The organism is Richelia sinica FACHB-800 (assembly GCF_014698825.1).
GTDB lineage: Bacteria > Cyanobacteriota > Cyanobacteriia > Cyanobacteriales > Nostocaceae > FACHB-800.
Map to the genome: position 1 here is coordinate 1 of NZ_JACJTT010000059.1, position 20,369 is coordinate 20,369.

General features: G+C 40.2%; 16 protein-coding genes and 1 pseudogene. 7 read left to right on the forward strand and 10 right to left on the reverse strand.

What is annotated here, in order from left to right:
* Nucleotides 1-183: 183 nt before the first annotated feature.
* The gene (locus tag H6G73_RS23130; RefSeq protein WP_190608734.1) at nucleotides 184-909 is read right to left on the reverse strand and encodes an SDR family oxidoreductase; all 726 of its coding nucleotides are present in this window, start codon (nucleotides 907-909) and stop codon (nucleotides 184-186) included.
* Between the two features lie 69 nt (nucleotides 910-978).
* Nucleotides 979-1,593, reverse strand: coding sequence for a Crp/Fnr family transcriptional regulator (locus H6G73_RS23135; RefSeq protein WP_190608735.1), 615 nt, complete (start codon nucleotides 1,591-1,593; stop codon nucleotides 979-981).
* A gap of 38 nt (nucleotides 1,594-1,631) precedes the next feature.
* Between H6G73_RS23135 and nadC the strand changes: the two genes are divergently transcribed.
* A complete protein-coding gene (gene nadC / locus H6G73_RS23140; RefSeq protein ID WP_190608737.1) occupies nucleotides 1,632-2,498 on the forward strand; it encodes a carboxylating nicotinate-nucleotide diphosphorylase in 867 nt (288 codons plus the stop codon).
* Nucleotides 2,499-2,509: 11 nt separating this feature from the next.
* Here nadC and H6G73_RS23145 read toward each other — a convergent pair whose 3' ends face one another.
* A complete protein-coding gene (locus H6G73_RS23145) occupies nucleotides 2,510-3,190 on the reverse strand; it encodes a uracil-DNA glycosylase (RefSeq protein WP_190608739.1) in 681 nt (226 codons plus the stop codon).
* Between the two features lie 145 nt (nucleotides 3,191-3,335).
* Complete coding sequence (locus H6G73_RS23150; RefSeq protein WP_190608741.1) at nucleotides 3,336-4,418, reverse strand: tetratricopeptide repeat protein; 1,083 nt, start codon at nucleotides 4,416-4,418, stop codon at nucleotides 3,336-3,338.
* A gap of 142 nt (nucleotides 4,419-4,560) precedes the next feature.
* Between H6G73_RS23150 and H6G73_RS23155 the strand changes: the two genes are divergently transcribed.
* Nucleotides 4,561-5,229 carry a class I SAM-dependent methyltransferase gene (locus H6G73_RS23155; RefSeq protein WP_190608743.1) on the forward strand — a complete coding sequence of 223 codons (669 nt, stop codon included), beginning with the start codon at nucleotides 4,561-4,563 and terminating at the stop codon, nucleotides 5,227-5,229.
* Between the two features lie 27 nt (nucleotides 5,230-5,256).
* Here H6G73_RS23155 and H6G73_RS23160 read toward each other — a convergent pair whose 3' ends face one another.
* The gene (locus H6G73_RS23160) at nucleotides 5,257-5,574 is read right to left on the reverse strand and encodes a hypothetical protein (protein WP_190608744.1); all 318 of its coding nucleotides are present in this window, start codon (nucleotides 5,572-5,574) and stop codon (nucleotides 5,257-5,259) included.
* 128 nt (nucleotides 5,575-5,702) lie between these two features.
* Between H6G73_RS23160 and H6G73_RS23165 the strand changes: the two genes are divergently transcribed.
* Nucleotides 5,703-6,101, forward strand: coding sequence for a KGK domain-containing protein (locus tag H6G73_RS23165; protein ID WP_190608746.1), 399 nt, complete (start codon nucleotides 5,703-5,705; stop codon nucleotides 6,099-6,101).
* A 39-nt stretch (nucleotides 6,102-6,140) separates the two neighbouring features.
* Complete coding sequence (locus H6G73_RS23170; RefSeq protein WP_190608748.1) at nucleotides 6,141-6,386, forward strand: HNH endonuclease; 246 nt, start codon at nucleotides 6,141-6,143, stop codon at nucleotides 6,384-6,386.
* Here the strand turns inward: H6G73_RS23170 and H6G73_RS23175 are convergent.
* Nucleotides 6,383-7,828, reverse strand: coding sequence for a glycoside hydrolase family 13 protein (locus H6G73_RS23175; protein WP_190608766.1), 1,446 nt, complete (start codon nucleotides 7,826-7,828; stop codon nucleotides 6,383-6,385). The two genes, H6G73_RS23170 and H6G73_RS23175, sit on opposite strands and share 4 nt — an antisense overlap.
* An 859-nt stretch (nucleotides 7,829-8,687) precedes the next feature.
* Between H6G73_RS23175 and dnaK the strand changes: the two genes are divergently transcribed.
* Together dnaK and H6G73_RS23185 are read left to right on the forward strand one after the other, a co-directional pair.
* Nucleotides 8,688-10,754, forward strand: a complete 2,067-nt coding sequence (gene dnaK / locus H6G73_RS23180; RefSeq protein ID WP_190608754.1) for a molecular chaperone DnaK — start codon at nucleotides 8,688-8,690, stop codon at nucleotides 10,752-10,754.
* Nucleotides 10,755-10,963: 209 nt separating this feature from the next.
* Entirely contained in the window at nucleotides 10,964-11,956 is a 993-nt protein-coding gene (locus H6G73_RS23185; protein WP_190608757.1) for a DnaJ C-terminal domain-containing protein, read from the forward strand.
* A gap of 222 nt (nucleotides 11,957-12,178) precedes the next feature.
* Here H6G73_RS23185 and H6G73_RS23190 read toward each other — a convergent pair whose 3' ends face one another.
* Both H6G73_RS23190 and H6G73_RS23195 read right to left on the reverse strand, forming a co-directional pair.
* A complete protein-coding gene (locus H6G73_RS23190) occupies nucleotides 12,179-13,204 on the reverse strand; it encodes a zinc-dependent alcohol dehydrogenase (RefSeq protein ID WP_190608758.1) in 1,026 nt (341 codons plus the stop codon).
* 390 nt (nucleotides 13,205-13,594) lie between these two features.
* Nucleotides 13,595-13,996: a hypothetical protein gene (locus tag H6G73_RS23195; protein ID WP_190608761.1), complete on the reverse strand. Its 402-nt coding sequence runs from the start codon at nucleotides 13,994-13,996 to the stop codon at nucleotides 13,595-13,597.
* 411 nt (nucleotides 13,997-14,407) lie between these two features.
* On the opposite strand from H6G73_RS23195, the gene H6G73_RS23200 reads away from it, so the two are divergent.
* Nucleotides 14,408-17,935 (forward strand): two-partner secretion domain-containing protein, encoded by a 3,528-nt coding sequence (locus H6G73_RS23200; protein ID WP_190608763.1) that lies wholly within the window; start codon nucleotides 14,408-14,410, stop codon nucleotides 17,933-17,935.
* 43 nt (nucleotides 17,936-17,978) lie between these two features.
* On the opposite strand, the gene H6G73_RS23205 is transcribed toward H6G73_RS23200, so the two are convergent.
* Both H6G73_RS23205 and H6G73_RS23210 read right to left on the reverse strand, forming a co-directional pair.
* On the reverse strand, nucleotides 17,979-19,577 hold the full coding sequence (locus H6G73_RS23205; protein ID WP_190608764.1) for an Hsp70 family protein: 1,599 nt from the start codon (nucleotides 19,575-19,577) through the stop codon (nucleotides 17,979-17,981).
* Nucleotides 19,578-19,627: 50 nt separating this feature from the next.
* A pseudogene (locus H6G73_RS23210) lies at nucleotides 19,628-20,221 on the reverse strand (UV damage endonuclease UvsE); the annotation flags it as partial.
* Nucleotides 20,222-20,369: the final 148 nt, after the last annotated feature.

Sequence of the window (20,369 nt, forward strand, 5' to 3'; positions counted from 1 at the left end):
CAAGGTTCGGTGCGCTTCCAGCGTCGCTTCTTTTCGCTTCGCTCTCAGGCACTTAATTAATATAGCGAACCTCCTTTCCTATGTCAACTCTTTTTTCTGGTTTTTTTTCTAATTCTTCCAAATCCTTATGGTTCAAGGGTTTTGTAGGATAAGATTCAGGGATGGATATGAATCCAGATAGATTTATAAGCCTGGACGAATAATTTTTTCTGCGAGTTGGGGCAAAAATCTGTGTAGTATATCAAGCAGTTTGGATTTACCGATCAGCATTTCCTGGTGATCACGGCTGAAGTAGCGCCAAAATTCCTCTACTAAAGTGTCGGGTTGAATCTTGCCTTTTCCCCTTCCTTGGGTCATGGGTGTGTCAACTAGAGGGGCAATAATTTCAAAAACTTTGATGGGTGTGGTTTCTAACTGCCAGCGTATGGCTTTGGAGGCTATATGCAAGCCTGCTTTGCTACTACAGTAGATGGGTGCGCTTTGCTTTGGTACTAAAGCTAGTCCAGAGGTGACATTGATAATAGCTGCCGATTTTTTTGCGAGTAGGTGGGGAATCATCAGTAGGGTAAGTTGCAAGGGTGCAATCAAGTTTGTGCGTAATTCTTCATCAATCAAATCTGGGGTGACTTGAGGATCGGTGAAATCATAGTTGTATTGGATGCCCGCATTATTAATCAGGATGTTGATTTGGCAATACTTTTGGCTGATGTGTTTAAGCGTCTCGATTTGGGTAATGTCAGCCTGTTCAGCGGTGATATCGGGTAGTGCGGCTTTGATGTTGTTCAATTTTTGCTGATTTCTACTGACGATTATGACTTGGTTGTGGGTGCGGAGAAATTTTCTGGCTAGTGCTAGTCCGATACCAGAAGCCCCTCCTGTAATCAGGACAGTGTTACCGTGAAGTTGCATAATGTTTTTTGTTTGTCACTACTGGCAATTTATTTTTATGGGTGACAAGCAAGAAGGCATTAACATAGGTTAATTTGGGTGGAGTGTGGCACGGATGCGGCTAAGGGAAACGGGAGTGATACCAAGATAGGAGGCAATATGATATTGCTTGACTCTGGTTTTTAGTTGCGGGTATTCGCTGAGGAAGTTGAGATATCTTGTTGTAGCATCGTCGAGGAGTAGTTCACTTTCACGTTTTTCTTTTTTAATAAATAGGTTTTGACTGAGTTTGCAGTTGATAATTTGCCAACAGTGATGGGCGGTGGCTAATTTTTGGTACTCTTGATAATCTGCTACTAGTAAATTGGTATCTTCGAGGGTTTCGATGAAGAGACGGGAAGGCTGATTTGATAGTAAGGCGCTGTAGGCACCGATAAATTCATTTTCTAGACAAAAGGATTTAGTGAACTCTGTTCCAGAATTGTCTAGATAATAGAGGCGTAATAGTCCTGAAATGACAAAGCCTATGGTTTTTGGCACTTCTCCGGCTTTGATGAAGAATTCACCAGCAGGTAATGTGACGGGATGAAAGATATGGTTGAGTTTGTTGATTTCTGATGCTGGAATTTCTGTGATCAGGAAATTGCCACTGTTGGCGATCGCTTGCAGGACGTGAAACAATTGTTGATAGGGTGGAGTAGACATAGGAGAATTTGCAGTCAATTCCAGAGGCGAGAATTTAAATGAAAAATTCAGTGGCTGTACTACCACCATTTATAGTTTTGGATCAGTTGTTGCAAAGTTGGTTGTTAGAGGATATTGGTAGAGGCGATCGCACTACTCAATCTCTTGTATCTCAAAATTCAACTCCCGGAAAGGCCAAATGGATTGCTAAAGCACCAGGGATAATTGCTGGTTTACCCATTGCAGCGAGGGTGTTTCAGCTTTTAAATTCAGAAGTGAAGTTTGTGAGTGTGACATCTGAAGGTGGATGGTGTGAACCAGGACAGGTGGTAGCAGAAATTGAGGGTGCATTGGATGCACTATTGATGGGGGAAAGGGTATCGCTAAATTTGGCTATGCGGTTGAGTGGAATTGCGACTTTGACAAATAAGTATGTGGAACAAATTGCAGATTTACCTGCTAAATTCGTTGATACCCGCAAGACTACACCTGGTTTGCGATTGTTGGAAAAGTATGCAACTGCACTGGGTGGGGCAATTAATCACCGAATGGGTTTAGATGATGCGGTGATGATTAAAGATAACCACATTAGTGCAGCTGGGGGTATTAGTAATGCCATCAACCTTGTGCGATTGCAAATTCCCTATCCATTGACAATTGAGGTGGAGACGGAAAACTTGGCACAGGTGGAAGAGGCGCTGGTACATCAAGCTGACATAATTATGCTAGATAATATGTCTGTGGAGATGATGCGGGAAGCGGTAAATTTAATCCGTCAGCGCGATCGCCGAGTCAAAATAGAAGCTTCAGGAAATATCACTTTAGAGACAATTCGCGCTGTGGCAGAAACTGGTGTAGATTATATTTCCAGTAGCGCGCCCATTACTCAGTCTCGATGGTTGGATTTGAGTATGAGGATGGGTTAGCGGTGAATTTCCTATGATTGACGGCAGATTTCATCATATTTGGCTTTGACTGTCTGGATATCTTGCCACATCAACCATTTTGGTGAACCTTTCTCTTTAGAAGGATTTCGCAATAGGTAGGAAGGATGGAAAATGGGCATACACAAACGTCCTTCCCAGTCTATCCATTGACCACGAATTTTGGTGATACCTCGCTTATCACCAGTAATTCCTTTTACGGCTGTTGCACCTGTTAATAAGATGATTTTGGGGTCAACTAAACGAATTTGTTCTAGTAGATAGGGTTTACAAGCTGCCATTTCATCAGGGGTGGGCACTCGATTTTCTGGAGGACGGCATTTGTTGATATTACAAATATACACATCGTTATCAGTGCTCAAGTTGACCGATGCGAGTATTTTTTCTAATAACTGTCCTGATCTACCAACAAATGGTAAACCCGTTTCATCTTCATGCTGTCCTGGTGCTTCCCCAATTACCATAATTTTGGCTTGGAGATGACCACGACCTACTACAGCATTGGTGCGGGTTTTCCCTAGTTCGCAGCGTTGACATTGATGACAATGGTTTGCCAAGTCTGTCATGGTAGAGTAAGTCCCCGTAGAAATAGAAATATTGGCGTTGCTGGGAATTAACTCTTGTTGATTAAAGCTGGTGTTATCAAAGAGACTAAGTTGGGTTTCGCTGCTCATGAAACTAGGATGGTGCTGGTAGATTACCTATAGGAATTGATTCAGGAAATTTTATTAATGACTATTAGGAATGGGATTTTTATTCTAGCAAGTAACGGTAGAGAATTATGATCTAGCAGTAGATTGGTTCCATGAGTGATGTTGTCTACTCATATTCCATAGCTTTGGCATAATCGCCAATAGCGTAACAAGCAACTCGTAAACTAGCTAAAGATTGTTCTTCACAACGACGGTCTTTGATGCTTCTGGCTAGAAGTAGCCTTTGTTCATAGTAAGCGATCGCTTGACGATAGTTGCTAATGGCTTCACAGGTAATCCCTAAACTACTCAAACATTGCTCTTCGCTGCGTTTGTCTTGCAGGAGTCTGGCTAACTGCAAACGTTCTTCATAGTGAGTGATCGCTTCTGTAAAATTGCCTAAGGCATAGCAAGCATTACCAAGATTTTTCAGTACCTGACAAGCACTACGATGATTTTTCAAGGATAGGGCGATTTTGACACATTGTTCATAGTAAGCGATCGCTGTTGGATAATCTTCCAACGCATAAAAGGCATTACCTAAATTTTTGAGTACCTGTTCTTGTCCCCAATTGTCCTGTAGTTCTTGTAAAATTTGTAAGCTTTGCTGCTGATAGTCGATGGCTTTAGCAAAGTTTCCCATAGCCTTATAGACTAAGCCCAGATTGTTCAGTGCAGCTACTTGACTTTGTTGATCTCTGGATTTTTTGGTAATTTGTAAACTTTGTTCTAAAAATTTAATTGCTTGCTCATATTCATTTAAATGACGATAAGCATTACCCAAGTGAGAGAATGCTTGCATTCTAATCATTGAATCTGGCTTATTCTGGGTTAGAGACAGGCATTGTTGAGAATAGGAGATTGTACCGGCATAGTCAGCTATGTTGTAGGAAACAAGTGCCAAAGCTAATAATACCTGAGCTTGTTTCTGAATATCGTCAATTGCTTGTAAAATATTCAGAGATTCTTGCAAATACTCCATAGCAGAGTGAAATTCTCCAGCTTTTTGCTGTTTAATTCCTTGCTGCATCAATTGTAAGGCGCTAGACATCTGCTGATAATGGGATTTTGTAGATGATGAATCTACCCTGTATTCTGACCTAAATTCGTGATTGAGAGTATCAGATTGGATTGAACCTACAGAACTTGGCGATTCTGGCAAAGGAAATGTTTCCTTGTTAGTAGTATGATTTTTGTCATGTTGAGACATTAACCCATTCCCGTTTACATTGCTTCATCAGTTACAATTATTCCCAGAAGATTCACATAACTTTAAATTTTATTCTCATTATCATTCATGATGTGGGATTCATAAATATACATTAACTAATAAGTAGGAAGGGAGAGAATCTATGTTAAGGCATCTAGAACCAGAAGTCATGGATAGCTGGGAAGAAGCTACTGCTTATGATGCAATGGATTTTTCCGAGGTAAATATGGCCTTTGCTCAACAGACTATTACCCTTGGGCCTCCTCAACAAGCTTTAGTTTTAGATGCTGGTACTGGTACGGCGCGTATTCCTATTTTAATCTGTCAAATGCGTCAAAAATGGCAAATAGTCGCAATTGATTTGGCACAGAATATGCTGCAAATAGCTGGAAAACATATACAGACACACAATTTACAACAGCAGATTAAATTGGAATTTGTGGATGCAAAATGCCTTCCCTACAAAGACCAGCAATTTGATATGGTGATTTCCAATAGTCTAGTCCACCACCTACCTCACCCATTGGTGTTTTTTCAAGAGTTGAAGCGCGTCCTGAAACCACATGGTGCAATTTTGATTCGAGACTTATTCCGTCCTGCTAATGAGGAAAGTCTCAATCTGCTGGTTGCAAGTATGTGTGAAGATTTCGACCAAGACCAGAAAAAATTAGTTCGGGATTCTCTATGTGCTGCGTTGACGGTAGAAGAGGTCACTGATTTAGTGACTCAAGTAGGGTTACAAGGAGTACATATTTACCAATCAAGCGATCGCCATTGGACAGTTGAACGTGCTTGGACTAATCCTGAGTGAATTTCAGTCTCAGCAGCTATACCCTAATTAAGCAGTATAATCATCGCGATTAATAGGTGTGTTGCTTTGCCACACTCGTTCAAATTCTTCTGGAGAAATTTCAAACTCATTCAGATTTGAAATATCTAGCTTTTGATCACATAGCATTCCATAACGATCAGTGAGGTGGGTATGATCGTAGAATAAAACATTACCATTTTCATACAGTTCTATTTGTCTAATTGGATATAAGTCAATGCCAATTTCTATAAAATAGGTGCTAGTTCCCCAAGCATCAAATTCACCACCCAGGGATACATCCCAACACCATTTATAATATTTTTTGGTTTTTTCGAGCACAGTCATCTTGTTTATATCCTTGACTGCTAAATTATCATCAAATTCATATTATAGATTAAATCGTTTAATAAAAATGAAGCCATATCCTAGTAAAGATAAAAAATTACTATAAAAAGTACAGAGGTAATAGGTATATGAAGATAGAATGCAGCGATGAGTTAGAGTATTGTAATGATGATGATGTTCTAGATTTGGGTGATTCTTTTTTATGTAGATTGGGAAGGTTTAAACAAGAAGTAATTACGGCTATTGGTGAGTGGTTACCTGGTTTAATAAATGAAAAACTTAAAAATAAGGGAATAGAAGTAAAATATCTTGTTAAATCAGAAAACCCAAAGAGACCAACATGGTGCCATGCTAACTGGAGAGAAGATGTACCATGTCAGATACTCAAAATCAACTCTAGCGGTTGGCAAAAAGGAAAATTCAGAATCAAAGTTTCTATAGAATTTGAACTTGATAAACCGGAAAATGAGCCATCAGAATCACCACTGGATGACCTCAGACGTATAATTAATGAAACCACATCATAATCTGCGTATTCTTCCCTCTGCATTTCTGCGTTCTAAATCATGAATAAAACACCTCGTATCCCCATACCTCAAGAAGTCAGAACCTACGTTTTTCAAAGAGATAAATATCAATGTCAAAGCTGCGGTAAAACTTCTCAGGAAACTGACCTCAGTATTGACCATATTATTCCTTTGTCTCGTGGTGGAAAAAACGATATTAGTAATTTACAAACTCTCTGCTTAACTTGTAATCAACGTAAAACCAATAAAATCGACCATCGTTTTCACAGACATTTCGATATTTAAGCCAAAATACAACCAGTGCGTGCTGGAACAGTTAACCTCAAAATTTCTCCATTCCAGTCAACTTGTCCCTGACCAAATAAAACTCGATGAGGTTGATTTTGTAAATTGGTACAATCGACATCACCAATTGCAGATGCTGTCCCCACATTCACAGCAATAATTAATTCCTCCATTTCCCAAGTTCGCGCAAACACATATAGTGAACCCTGTGCATAAAGAACTTGATAATCACCTACACGCAAAGCTGGGTATTGGTGACGCAGAGAAATAAGGTGAGTATGTGTATGGAGAATATCTTGATTCCAGTCAGTTTCTAAGGGAAAACCTCTACGACAATCGGGGTCTAAACCACCAGCTAAACCCACTTCATCACCATAATAGATGCTAGGCGCACCGGGAAATGTTAATAACAGTAAAGTTGCTAATTTGACACTGCCAATATCACCACCAGCAATGGTGATTAACCTAGCAGTATCGTGACTAGCAAGTAGATTAAGTTGAGTTAGCTGAATTTCCCAAGGATACATTGCTAAAAGTTCTTGGATTTTAGCAGCGTATTCAGCTGCAAATAAGGGTGGATGGGTTTTATAGTCACGGTTACGGACTTGTTCTAAGACTACGCGATCGCCTGCGGTAAAGGCAATAGTCGGCCCAGTAAACAAATAATTCATCACCCCATCAAATTGTGTCCCATCCAACCATTGACGAGAATCTCTCCAAACTTCCCCCACAATATAAGCATCAGGATTAATTGCTTTTACTCGGTGACGAAATTCTTGCCAAAAACCGGGAGTTTTAATTTCAAATGGTACATCTAAACGCCAACCATCAATGCCGAATTTAATCCAATATTCGGCGATTTCCATAATATACTCTTTTACCGCTAGGTTATCATGATTAAATACAGGTAAAGCTCGATTTCCTGCCCATCCTACATAGTTTGCAGGTAATTCTCCTGTATAGGGTGCTAGTGGCCAACCTTCTATTTTGAACCAATTTACCCAAGGTGAATGGAGTCCATTTTCTAATATGTCATGGAAAAAGAAAAAGCCCCGACTTGCATGATTAAAAACTCCATCTAAAACAACCTTAATATTCCTTTGATGTGCTGCATCTAGCAGTTCTTTAAATGCTTCATTACCTCCCAACATGGGATCTACTTGATAATAATCATGGGTGTGATAGCGGTGATTACTAGCGGATTGAAAAATGGGAGTAAAGTAAATGGCGTTAATGCCCAAACTTTGAATATAGTCTAAATTTTCTAAAATACCCCATAAATCCCCTCCTTTATAACCTTGCAGAGTGGGCATCGCATCCCAATCTTCCCAAGTTGCTTGATGTAATAAACCTTGGTGTGGCTGTTTACTTCTGGCAAACCTGTCAGGAAAAATTTGGTAGAAAACCGCGTGTTTAACCCAGTCTGGTGTATGAATTTGCATATCTACTCGATGATGTGACATTTGAATACCTACAGTGACGTATATTAGAGGTTTCTAATGCCAAAATCTGCGATCGCTCGGGGTAAAGGACTGATACATTGGGGTTTTGGAGCAGTTGAATGGGCTTTTCTCCCTTGCTAGGGAGGTAGTGAAGAGATTGTTGACAGTGACAAAGGTGAACACAGTGACGGTAGGTCATAGAAGACCGGAAATAACTCAATTATATACCTGTATACAAGGTAATTAGGACATTAACTACAACTGAAATCTAGACATCCAAAGGCTTTTAAAACTGTTACCTGTCACCTGTTACCTGTGGCGTTATGCACACCATCATTATGAGCAGTAATGAAAATAGTAGGTAAATTTGCTTTTTGTTTTTTACCTGTCCAGTTAACTTTACAATGATGTTACCACCGCTTTGTTTCCCGACTTGAAAGGTGTGGATTTCCACACTTCCCTAGAGAGGAAATTGTTGGCAAATGTATTGTGAGACCAAAAAGCATCCCCCTGCTGCCAAATAGGGATCGCGTTCTCGTGCTATCTGTTGTAGATGAAATAGTAACCCTTCTTTTAAACTCAAATTAGGGATTGGTAATTAATATATTGATGAGCAGGGTTTGAGAATGGGCAATGGGCAGATGATTTTTCTCTGCTCTCCTGCATCTGTTCACTGTTCTATCTGTTCAAATGCTATCCTAGTTTGGCAAGTAACACCTTAAGCTAAAATTTCTCTAATTATTAAATTCACGGTGATTATTATACCTTTGGGCGGTTTTCATCATTTAGCACCAAGCTAGAGATAGTTCTGTCTAAATCATAATCAATGTAAAAGACACGCTTAGGAGAAGAGTAACGCATGGGCAAGGTAGTCGGCATCGACTTGGGTACAACCAACTCAGTAGTCGCCGTAATGGAGGGTGGCAAGCCGGTGGTGATTGCCAATGCAGAAGGAATGCGAACAACCCCCTCCGTTGTAGGTTTTAGTAAGGAGGGTGAACGGGTTGTTGGGCAAATGGCAAGACGGCAAACAGTCCTGAATCCTCAAAATACCTTTTTTGCAGTAAAACGCTTTATTGGGCGCAAGTATGCAGAACTCAATCCTGAATCTAAACGTGTCCCCTATACGATTCGTAAGGATGATGTTGGTAATATTAAAATTGCTTGTCCCCGCTTGAGTAAGGATTTTGCCCCAGAAGAGATTTCGGCAATGGTACTCAAGAAATTGGCTGACGATGCTAGCCGCTATTTGGGAGAACCAGTAACGGGGGCTGTAATTACTGTTCCTGCTTATTTTAATGATTCTCAACGTCAAGCTACCCGTGATGCTGGGAGAATTGCTGGTTTAGAGGTGCTGCGAATTCTCAATGAACCAACAGCCGCGTCTTTGGCCTATGGTTTAGATCGGGGTGACACAGAAACAATTTTGGTGTTTGACTTGGGTGGTGGTACCTTTGATGTGTCGGTGCTGGAAGTTGGTGATGGTGTATTTGAGGTGAAGTCCACCAGTGGAGATACTCAGCTGGGTGGGAATGATTTTGATAAAAAAATCGTTGATTGGTTGGCAGAACAGTTTCTAGAAGCAGAACAGGTAGACTTAAGACGCGATCGCCAGGCATTACAAAGGTTAATGGAAGCGGCGGAAAAAGCCAAGATTGAATTGTCTGCGGTTAGTGTTACCGATATTAATTTACCCTTCATTACCGCCACCGAGGATGGGCCAAAACACCTGGAAACCCGCCTCACCCGTTCCCAATTTGAGGGTTTGTGTACAGATTTACTCTCCCGGATTAGAACACCAGTCAAACGAGCACTAAAAGATGCCGGACTGTCCCCAGTAGATATTGAAGAAGTGGTACTAGTAGGCGGTTCCACAAGAATGCCGATGGTAAAACAGCTAGTACGCGATTTAATTGGCATTGAACCTAGTGAAAATGTCAATCCTGATGAAGTGGTAGCAGTGGGTGCAGCGATTCAAGCTAGCATTCTCTCTGGAGAAACGAAGGATATTCTGTTGTTAGATGTTACACCCCTGTCTTTGGGCTTAGAAACCATTGGTGGTGTGATGAAAAAACTTATTCCCCGCAACACCACTATCCCAGTTAGACGATCAGATATCTTTTCTACATCAGAAAATAACCAAAATAGTGTAGAAATTCACATCGTTCAAGGTGAGAGGGAAATGGCCGGTGATAACAAGTCCCTCGGACGATTCAAGCTTTATGGCATCCCTCCTGCACCTAGAGGTATTCCGCAAATTCAGGTAGCTTTTGATATCGATGCCAACGGGATATTACAGGTAACAGCCCTTGACCGCACCACTGGTAGGGAGCAGAGTATCACAATTCAAGGTGCTTCTACCTTGAGTGAATCGGAAATTAACCGCATGATTCAAGATGCTCAGAAATTTGCGGATGTAGACAGGGAAAGGAAAGAACGGATCGAAAAACGTACTCGTTCTGAGGCATTGATTTTACAAGCAGAACGGCAACTGCGGGAAGTAGCATTAGAAATGGGAATGCAATTTGCCCGTAATCGTCGTCAACGCATTGATAATATCTGTCGGGAACTGAAGGAAAGTTTACAGGCTAATGACGATCGCGGGATAGACCAAGCCTATGCTGACCTGCAAGATGCTTTATATGAACTAAATCGAGAAGTCCGTCAGTATTATGCTGAAGACGAAGACGAAGACTTGTTTGGTGCAATTCGCGAAATATTTACCGGAGATAAAGACAAAGACCAGGACTCTTATAGAGACAACTATAGGGAACGGGATTCCTATAATCGAGACTACGGACGCGATCGCGACTATAATCGCGACTATGGCAGAGATAGTCGTTCTTCCCCCTACGATAGCCGTCCCAGCCGCAAAAACCGACCCAGCTATCAGGATAACTGGGACGATGACGATGATTGGTTGTAATTAAGAAGGAGTTACAGAAGTTGCAGGAGTTACAGAAGTTGCAGAATAATTCCTGCTTTGTGACGTTCATTTAGTAACTGCAAACCCTGTTGTTGTAGAACTAATACACTCATACGGTTTGTGAGGCACTTCTGATAGCACAGTATGGTTCCAGCCATACTCCTCCTCATCTCTAAACATTTATATCTAAAAAATTTAAATAACCGACTATGCAAAATTTGCAGAATTTTCGCGATTACTACGAAATTTTAGGAGTCTCTAAAGACACTTCTAGTGAAGAAATTAAAAAGGTTTATCGGCGGTTAGCTAGACAGTATCACCCTGACTTAAATCCTGGCAATAAAGAAGCAGAAGAAAAATTTAAGACCATTAGCGAAGCTTACGAAATTCTCTCTGATCCCACCAAGCGATCGCAGTACGACCAATTTAGCCGCTATTGGAAACAAAAAGGTTTTACAGGTGGTAAGCAAACCCCCAAATCAAAAACTTGGGGTGAAACTCGCACCAATGGTCGCAGCACTCCAGATGTAGACCCTAGCGAGTTTCCTGACTTTGAGAGTTTTATTAATCAAGTGATTGGTGTCAATAGTGGTCAACCTAACCGCAGCAATACAGGTAGCACTAACAGTGACCCATTTCGCAGTCCCCGCACTAAAGTTGCTTATACAGTTAATAATCCACCCCGCCCTACTCGTCGGGATATTGAAGCTAGATTAAGCTTACCTTTAGAAAAAGCTTATCAAGGTGGTAACGAAAGAATACGCTTAGAAGATGGGCGATCGCTAGAAGTAACAATGCCCCCTGCTATGTTTTCTGGGCAAACCATTCGCCTACGCAATCAAGGCATTGGTGGTGGTGATTTATACTTAAAAATTACCGTTGAACCGCATCCGTTATTTAAATTAGAAGGTTCTAACATCTTCTGTCAAGTTCCCGTTACACCCAGCGAAGCCACCCTTGGTGGACAGGTAGAAGCCCCCACCCTTGACGGGCCAGTAAAAATGACAATTCCTCCTGGTGTCAGGTCTGGACAAAGATTTCGCCTTGCTAATAAAGGCTACCCCGCAGAAGGTGGGAAACGTGGTGATCAATTAGTAGAAATTCAAATTGTCACACCCAAAACTCTCACAGATGAAGAACGACAACTGTATGAAAAGTTGCGGGAAATTGAAACTTTTAAACCTCGTGCGGATTTAATTTAGGAGTTTGGAAGTTACAGGAGTTACAGAAGTTCAGAAGTTCAGAAGTTACAGAAGTTCAGAAGTTACAGAAGTTCAGAAGCCAGGAGTATGCCTACGGCACGCTGCGCGAACAGGAGTTTAAAAATGCAATAATTCAGCAGCAATAGCATTAATTATTCTGTAACTCCTGCAACTTCTGCAACTTCTGTCTTCTTCTCTCTGTCACCTGTCACCTGTCACCTGCTATATCATCGCTACTTTGATGACTTGACGTGCTTTCATGTCTGCAAATACCTGTTCTAAATCCTGGAGTGGTCGCTGCTGGGTAATTAGCAACTCAAAGGGAATTGTCCGACTGGCAATTAGAGACAAGGCCGCCCGCACATATTCTGGTGTGTTGTGAAATACACCTTTGAGAGTTAATTCACTGTAATGTAGCTGTTCTGTATTCACAGTAATAGTTGTATCCCGTGGACAACCACCAAATAAATTCACAGTTGCACCAGGACGGGCACAAGCGATCGCTGTTTCCCAAACAGAAGGCACACCAGTTGCTTCTATCACCACATCTGCACCCATACCAGCAGTTAATTCTTTCACTACCCCAGGAATATCCGTCATCCGATGATAATTAAAAGTCTGGGTTGCACCAAATTTTTGCCCAATTTCTAGCCTTTGGTCACTTCCTCCCCACAAAAATACCTCTTTATCTCCTTGGGCAGCTAACACTGCCACAAACATCAAACCGATCGCCCCATCACCCAAAACCACCACCCTGTCTTGGGGGTTGACCTGGGAACGGGCAATTCCATGCAAGACACAAGCTAAAGGTTCGGTCATTGCAGCCAAAGCACTGGGCAATTCATCGGGAATTGGCAACATATTATGCTGTACTATCGGTGCAGGAATTTTCAGATATTCAGCAAAAGTGCCATTATTCCAAGTTAAGTTGGGACAAAGGGAATATTCTTGCCGATGGCAAAAGAAACAATCCATACAGGGTGCGGAATTATTTGCCACAATGCGATCGCCCACTCGCCAATTACTCACACCCGCACCTAAAGCCACAACTCTTCCCGCAGCTTCATGACCAAATAGGGTTGGTGGTTTCAACATCTTCGCATGACCACCACGCCGCCACACCTTTAAATCTGTACCGCAAGTAGTAGCCACCTCCACTTGAATCACCACTTCTCCGATTCCTGGAGTTGGGTCAGCCACTTCTTCTAAACGTAAATCTTCCTGACCATAAAGTAACGCTGCTAACAAAGTCTTTCACCCTTGATATTGAAAAAAACTGAACAACTGCCAAACTGGCTCTCATACCCACAAAAATCATGATACAAATACAGTGGTGCAAGAGAGTGGCTATCTATACAGGATACTCGCCAAAACTAGACCATAGGGTATCCCATAGATAGCATTTTTGTTAGGTTTATTCAACAGGCGCTACACTAAGTCAATACCATAAGGGACTTGTAGATAGAAGCAATAAATTACATTATGTATGGCGATATTTCTCGACCTTAGTTTTGGACTATATCCTCAATAGACATATGTTGGTATAGACTATAGAGACGTTACATGTAACGTCTCTACAAGGGTTATGGGAAACGCATATTTTATTTCCCCAGATGTCTAATGGATATTTATGGATATTTATTGTGAAATAATTGTCAAATGATCTATTACTTTGTCGCTATAGCTGAGATTAACATAAATTTTGTGTCTGCCTCTAGGAAACTTCCAGGATTTACCTCTGCTTCCTCGGTTTAGAGATACTGTGTCTATAACTTTTTTATTATGTATGACATCGTATGCTCCATAATCACCACCATCATCTGCACATTGAAAAAAGACTGAAGATTTAGAACTTATGCTAAGACTTCTACCCTCATTTTGACTTCTGCCAATAGGAATAGCAACTGATCTATTTCTTCGAGCAAATGTTTGGTTTACTGGAGTTGCTTGTGCTATGGATAGTACATCTGGTTGATGTACAATGCCAGCAAAAGTGATTGCTGTTGTGAGAGTAGTAAATGCAATCAATTTATGATTCATGGAATTTGTTTCCTGATTACTCACAATATGTTTCTTACGAAAGATTAAATCAAGTAAAAATCAACGATGATAGCTTCTCAAAGTGTTTCCATTTTGAGATTTTTTGTTGATTGTTAGAAGAATCTTGAAATTGAGTGAAGCAGGATTAAACCTTAAACAAATATCAACTAGACTCTATTGAAACATAACCAGCTATTTTTTGTCTATGAGGATTACATAAAAAATATTCATATTTTTATATGATTATAAATGAATGTATTATTGCATTACTTAAAAGTGGAGAATTACGTATAAAAACAGAAAATCAATTTGAGGAAATTGTTTTATTTCTTTCGGATAATTGCATCTTATGGACAAATCATTATTAAATGTAAATCACTCACTTGATGCACCAGAATATAAACATATTCCATGAACAATAAAAAACAGTGGTTAGCCTTTCCCTTGGGAATCACTTTTTTATTACTAGAAGTAATAACCAATGCCAATCAAAGTGTTCTTGCTCAACTCAAACCAGATGGGACGCTAAACTCAGCCGTTAAAACTATAGAACCACTTAAGGAAGTGATTCACGGTGGTACAACTAAAGGTGCTAATCTATTTCACAGTTTTCAAGAATTTAATATTAGTCCAGGCACAAGTGTTTATTTTGCGAACCCTGTAGGGATTGAAAATATATTAACTCGTGTCACTGGTAGTAATCCCTCGCAAATCTTAGGGAAATTAGGTGTAGATGGAATAGCCAATTTATTTCTCATGAATCCCAACGGGATATTTTTTGGTAAGGGTGCAATTGTAGATGTTCGTGGTTCTTTTACTGCTACAACTGCGGATAGGATAAAATTAGGTGATCATGGTATATTTAGTGCAACAGAATTAGCAACAAATAATTTATTAATCATCAAACCAAATGCCTTATTTATTAATAGTTTAAAAAATCATCGGTCAGCTATTACAAATCATGGTAATTTGACCGTTGGTGATGGAAGTAATATCACCTTATTGAGCGCCAATGTTACTAATAAAGGAACATTAAATGCACCAGGTGGAGTAATCCAGTTAATAGGAACAAAGCGATTGATCACCAGGGGCAATATAAATACAGAAACGTTAATACTAACAACTAAAAATCTAACTATTGGCGAGGATAACACAACAACAATTAATCAATCGACCTTGGAAGGTTTATCGGGAAATACAAATCTCATATTTCAAGCCGCAAATAATATTAATATTAATTCTTTAAAAAATCAAACCTTAAATTTAGCTGATGGTCATGGTCAAATCACATTTACGGCTGATGCTGATAGTAATGGCATCGGTAATTTTCAAATGAATAGGTCAGATACTATCAAAACAAATGGTAGAAATATTAGTATTTCAGGTGCAAACTTAATTTTAGGCAATCTTGATACTTTCTTAGTAAAAAAGGGAGAAGTTATTGCAGAAGTAGATATAGATGCTGGAGGTGCTATTCCTCCTAATGAAAATGAGGACACTGCAATTTTTACCTTCACAGTAACAGAAGAAATGCCAATAGAAAATTTATCTGTACAGTTTTCAGCAGCACATACTTATAATGAAGACTTAGAAGTTTCTCTGATTTCCCCATCACCATTAAACACAGAATTGGAATTATTTAAGGAAGTGGGAAGGGAGCAAAATAACTTCCAGGATACTTTATTGGATGAAAGTGCAGGGATTCGTATTGATAGTGTCAATACTCGACCCCCTTTTAGGGGGACATTTAAACCGACAGGATTAGGTGGTTTAGCAGTTTTTAATGGTTACAATCCTAAAGGTACATGGAAATTAAAAGTAAAAGATCATTATCCTGGAGAAGATAGCGGCACTGTATACAAAGCAGGTGAAATTGCTCCTTGGGGTAAAGCCGATGGAACAAAACTAATTTTTAGTAGACCAACTACTTATACTAGTGGATTAATTACTTTAAATGCGCTGAATGGAAATATTAATGTTGGCAATATTAATACTGGCAATATTGGGGGAAAAATTCTCCTCAACGCAGTGGGTAATATTTATACAGAATCAATCACTTCACCTGCATTTGCTTTTTCTGGAACAGTGAAAAACGGAGGTACAGTATCCCTCATTGCCGGAGGAAATATCTTTACAAAAGATATCAATGCTTCTTCTCGTTCATTTGAAATTGCTGACACAGCTGGAGATGGGGGAAATATATCCTTAACAGCGGGGGGTAATATATTTACACAAATCTTGAAGTCTGAGTCATATTCTGAGTCTAAGACTGGCATATCAGGAAACGGAGGTGACATATCTTTAAGTGCAGGAGGTAATATATGGACTCACTCCTTGAGTTCATCTTCAGTGTCAATTCCAGACTCTGCACCTGGTGTGGCAAAAAATGGTGGCAACATATCTTTAACAGCAGGTGGTGATATCTCTACAGAAGAACTATCCACCTACTCATTTTCAACGGGTACAGCAGGAAATGCTGGCAAGATTACACTCACAGCTAAGAATGGTGATATTCAAGGGAGAGAAAATAAGCAAATTGTTCCCGTGTTTTCTTCGTTTTCTGTTTCTAAAAGCGGAGTTTCAGGACAGGGAGGAAATGTTACTTTAGTAGCTAAAAATCAAATTACTAATTTAAACATATTAACTTGGTCTTCTAATTCCAAATCTGGAGATGTGGATGTTAAAGGTTTAGGTAATCTATTGATAGAAAATACTAATCTTATAACCAGTAAAAAAGTAAACTTTAGGAATACTCGTACAGGAAAGGTAGAAGAGTTGAATGTTGGTGAAGTGGGGCAATCAGGGAATGTGAATATTACCAGCCTAGGAAACCTGACCCTCAATCAGAGTCGCATAGAAAGTGATACCAAAGGCAGCGACCCCGCAGGGAATGTAACTATCACCAGTGCTGGTAATCTCATCTTCAATCACAATAGTAAAATTATCGGCAGCACCAGCAGCAGTGGAAAAGCTGGGAATATTCACTTGAATATCCGCGATGATGTGATACTTACAGGAAAAAATAGCGGATTATTTGCCAACACAGAAATAGGTTCAATTGGTGATAGTGGTAGTATTAACATTACAGCAGAAAACTTGATGATTAAAAACGGTGCAGGAATAGGAGTAAATAGTCGAGGCAGTGGGAAAGGTGGTAATATCTCTGTGCAAGCAAGTAATCTCTCCTTAAATAATGGCTTGATTAATGCAGAAACTGCTGCTAATCAAGGTGGCAATATTCATCTAAATATTCAAGATGTATTATTAATGCGAAATCACAGCCGAATTACTGCCAGTGCTGGTACAGACAAAGCAGGAGGAGATGGGGGAAATATTAATATTAATGCACCTTTATTAGTTGCTTTTCCCCAGGAAAATAGTGATATTACTGCTAATGCTTTTCAAGGCAAGGGTGGCAATATTAATATCACAACTAATGAAATATTTGGTTTAGAATTTCGTCCTCAACAAACAGGCAAAAGTGATATTACTGCTTCTTCGGAACTAGGTGTAAATGGTAATGTGCAAATCAAGACACCAGGGGTAGACCCTACTGCGGGGATAGTGGAATTACCTGCTGTTTTAGTTGATGCAGAATCTTTGGTAGCTAAGAATATTTGTGATGTGGCTGTGATTAGGGAAAGTTCTTTTGTGATTACAGGTAAGGGTGGTTTACCTGCTGCTTCTCAGGATGTAATTGCTAATGCACCAGGGTTAGTTGAATGGGTAAATCCTGGGGAAAATGAAAATACAGTTCCTGTGGTTGTCAGTCAGCAATCAAGCACTGAAGTTAGTTCTCGACAAAATAGCCAAAGGTTAATTCAACAAGCACAAGGTTGGATAGTCACAGCTGATGGTAAGGTGATTTTAACGGCGGAAGTACCAACTACAACTTTGCAAACATCAAATTTTATTCCTCCCAGTTGTATTAGTAGATAAAGAGAAGCAATGTGAATCACTTCTCTCCATCTCCTCTCAAGAATTACCGCAACTGGGCCACAAGTTTATCTTCTAATAGGGTGTCATTAGTGAGTAAATCTTCAACACTGATGCGTAAAAAACGTTGTTCGTCAACTTGAAATTGGATTTTGATGCGATCGCTGCCTGGATATCCTGGTGGTCGCAATTGGGCAATGGTTCTGGCCCCTTCGCTGTCATTGAGAGGTTTAACGGTGGTGGTGTTATTATCAACTTGACGGGTAATCAAGCGATCGCCATCAAAGTACACTTCTGTACCTCCAGTTTCTGCCCCCAATTCCCCCATAATTAACTCAATACTGGGCTGATTTTCCACTGAAGCACCCAAAACTAACTCTACAGGTTTGGACATGGGATAGGGCTGTCCGGCTTTAATAATGGGATGCCAACTATGGGCCTGTTTGCGTCGATCCCAGTAACGCACACCATAGCTATGATAGAGATAGTCTTTGATTTCTATACCTTGGGTGATTTGTAATGCACCTTGGGCGATCGCTTCAAAGGGACGTTCTTGACGGATTTTTTCTGGTTCAAAATATTGCTGAATCCATGTCTGTACCGCAGGTAATTGCACTGTTCCCCCCACTAAGAGAACAGCATGAATGTCATCCAGTTCTATCCCCTGACGTTTAGCTTGTTGCAACAGCAGCATCATTGATTCGTGCAACCTATCAAAAAAGCCGTTTTCCTTGAGGATCTGTTCTAAACTGCCACGGTTAAGATCCAGTTCATAGCTTTCAAAGGTTTCATCGTGAAAATAAACTTCACTAGCTTGGGGATGGGTAGATAACTGGATTTTCAACTTTTCCGCTAGTCTGGTAGTTAAGGAACTAACTGGTAGTCCTTGAGTTTTCACAAAATAATCAACAATCCAATTATCAATATCTGTCCCACCCAAATTTTGACCCGCTTTCGCTAACACACGGGCTGTTTTTACCTTTTGCTTGGATTCTTGTGCAAGAGATTTGTTTCCCCACTTGAGGAGAAATCCCACAGGTTGATTATTCGCTGCTGCGGTTTTGTCTAAACGTACTAGAGATAAATCTAATGTTCCCCCACCAAAGTCAATTACCAACAGGTTTTCTTGTTCTGTCAACCCATAACCCAAAGCTGCTGCGGTAGGTTCATCAATCATCCGCACCTGTTCCACAGGAAGTGCCTGACAAACTTTCCCTAACCAGTAGCGATAAGCCTCAAAGCTGTCTACAGGGACGGTTAAGACTAAGGAATCTAAGCCACCTTGCATTGGTGCTAATTCCTCAATTACTTGAGAGAGAAACCATTGTCCCACTTGTTCAAAGGAGACGACTTGACCATCTAATTCAGGTAAAAAGCCTTGAATATTCGCACCTATTCCCCGCTTAAAACTGCGAAAAAATCTCGCATCTCCCTTCAGATCCAAACCGCGATCGCGTACTTGTTGACCCACCGCAAATTTACCCGCATTTGCATCTTTCACATACAGCAAACTGGGAATTAACGGCGGATTTAGGCCATGTTGCATTGATAAACTGGGAATGCTGAGAGTTTCTGGCTGCTGGGTGACAGGGTTCCAGCGAGTAATCACTGTGTTGCTAGTACCGAAATCAATAGCGATCGCCATATCTTAAATATATTATTTTGCGCTGAGAGGCAGAAAGAGTTTATGTCCTATTAATTATTCTTGATCATCCACCAATCATGCAAATCAAAAATTGCTTTTTCCTTATGTTTTGCCTCTACCTCTATCCAAGGGACTTGATGGTAAGCACTAGGCATGGCTGTAATCAAATCACTATGCTTTCTGTCATTAAAAGCCGTTTCCCCATTAGAAATATGTACCAATTGCCAATCAGGATTTGGCCAAGTTTCTCGCGCAGCTAACAACATTTCTGCCACAGTGGGATCATCATAACTGTCTAAATGTTCATAACAAATATGATGATGGGCATCAAACACCATAGGAATTTTTGCCTGTTGGCATACATCTAATATTGCTGCGGCATTATACGCATATTCATCATTTTCTAAAGTTAGACGGTTTTTAATTCCTGGTGGCAGTTCAGAAATTACCTGCACCAACTTTTCAGCGCGTTGGGATTTACCACCATGAATATTCATCAAAGCCCAAGCAGACTGTGGTAAACCTAGTAAATCTAAAGTCCGAGCATGTCTTGCTAAGATTTTAATACTTGTTTCCACCACTTCTGTCGAATCAGAACTCAACACTACATATTGGTCAGGATGCAGCACCATTCTGATAGACATCTCCGAAAAAGAATGAAATTATGATATAACCAGATAAAATAGCGTATCTACCCTGGTATTATGAGCAACATAGTCGAGTATATTCATAACAATCCTGAAGAATCTCAAAGATTATTAGGACTGCATTATGAACAGTTAAAACAACTTA

Bases quoted from the DNA above. Each gene is read 5' to 3' on its own strand.
- H6G73_RS23130 (WP_190608734.1), bottom strand. From the start codon at position 909: ATGCAACTTCACGGTAACACTGTCCTGATTACAGGAGGGGCTTCTGGT.
- H6G73_RS23135 (WP_190608735.1), bottom strand. From the start codon at position 1,593: ATGTCTACTCCACCCTATCAACAATTGTTTCACGTCCTGCAAGCGATC.
- nadC (WP_190608737.1), top strand. From the start codon at position 1,632: ATGAAAAATTCAGTGGCTGTACTACCACCATTTATAGTTTTGGATCAG.
- H6G73_RS23145 (WP_190608739.1), bottom strand. From the start codon at position 3,190: ATGAGCAGCGAAACCCAACTTAGTCTCTTTGATAACACCAGCTTTAAT.
- H6G73_RS23150 (WP_190608741.1), bottom strand. From the start codon at position 4,418: ATGTCTCAACATGACAAAAATCATACTACTAACAAGGAAACATTTCCT.
- H6G73_RS23155 (WP_190608743.1), top strand. From the start codon at position 4,561: ATGTTAAGGCATCTAGAACCAGAAGTCATGGATAGCTGGGAAGAAGCT.
- H6G73_RS23160 (WP_190608744.1), bottom strand. From the start codon at position 5,574: ATGACTGTGCTCGAAAAAACCAAAAAATATTATAAATGGTGTTGGGAT.
- H6G73_RS23165 (WP_190608746.1), top strand. From the start codon at position 5,703: ATGAAGATAGAATGCAGCGATGAGTTAGAGTATTGTAATGATGATGAT.
- H6G73_RS23170 (WP_190608748.1), top strand. From the start codon at position 6,141: ATGAATAAAACACCTCGTATCCCCATACCTCAAGAAGTCAGAACCTAC.
- H6G73_RS23175 (WP_190608766.1), bottom strand. From the start codon at position 7,828: ATGCAAATTCATACACCAGACTGGGTTAAACACGCGGTTTTCTACCAA.
- dnaK (WP_190608754.1), top strand. From the start codon at position 8,688: ATGGGCAAGGTAGTCGGCATCGACTTGGGTACAACCAACTCAGTAGTC.
- H6G73_RS23185 (WP_190608757.1), top strand. From the start codon at position 10,964: ATGCAAAATTTGCAGAATTTTCGCGATTACTACGAAATTTTAGGAGTC.
- H6G73_RS23195 (WP_190608761.1), bottom strand. From the start codon at position 13,996: ATGAATCATAAATTGATTGCATTTACTACTCTCACAACAGCAATCACT.
- H6G73_RS23200 (WP_190608763.1), top strand. From the start codon at position 14,408: ATGAACAATAAAAAACAGTGGTTAGCCTTTCCCTTGGGAATCACTTTT.
- H6G73_RS23205 (WP_190608764.1), bottom strand. From the start codon at position 19,577: ATGGCGATCGCTATTGATTTCGGTACTAGCAACACAGTGATTACTCGC.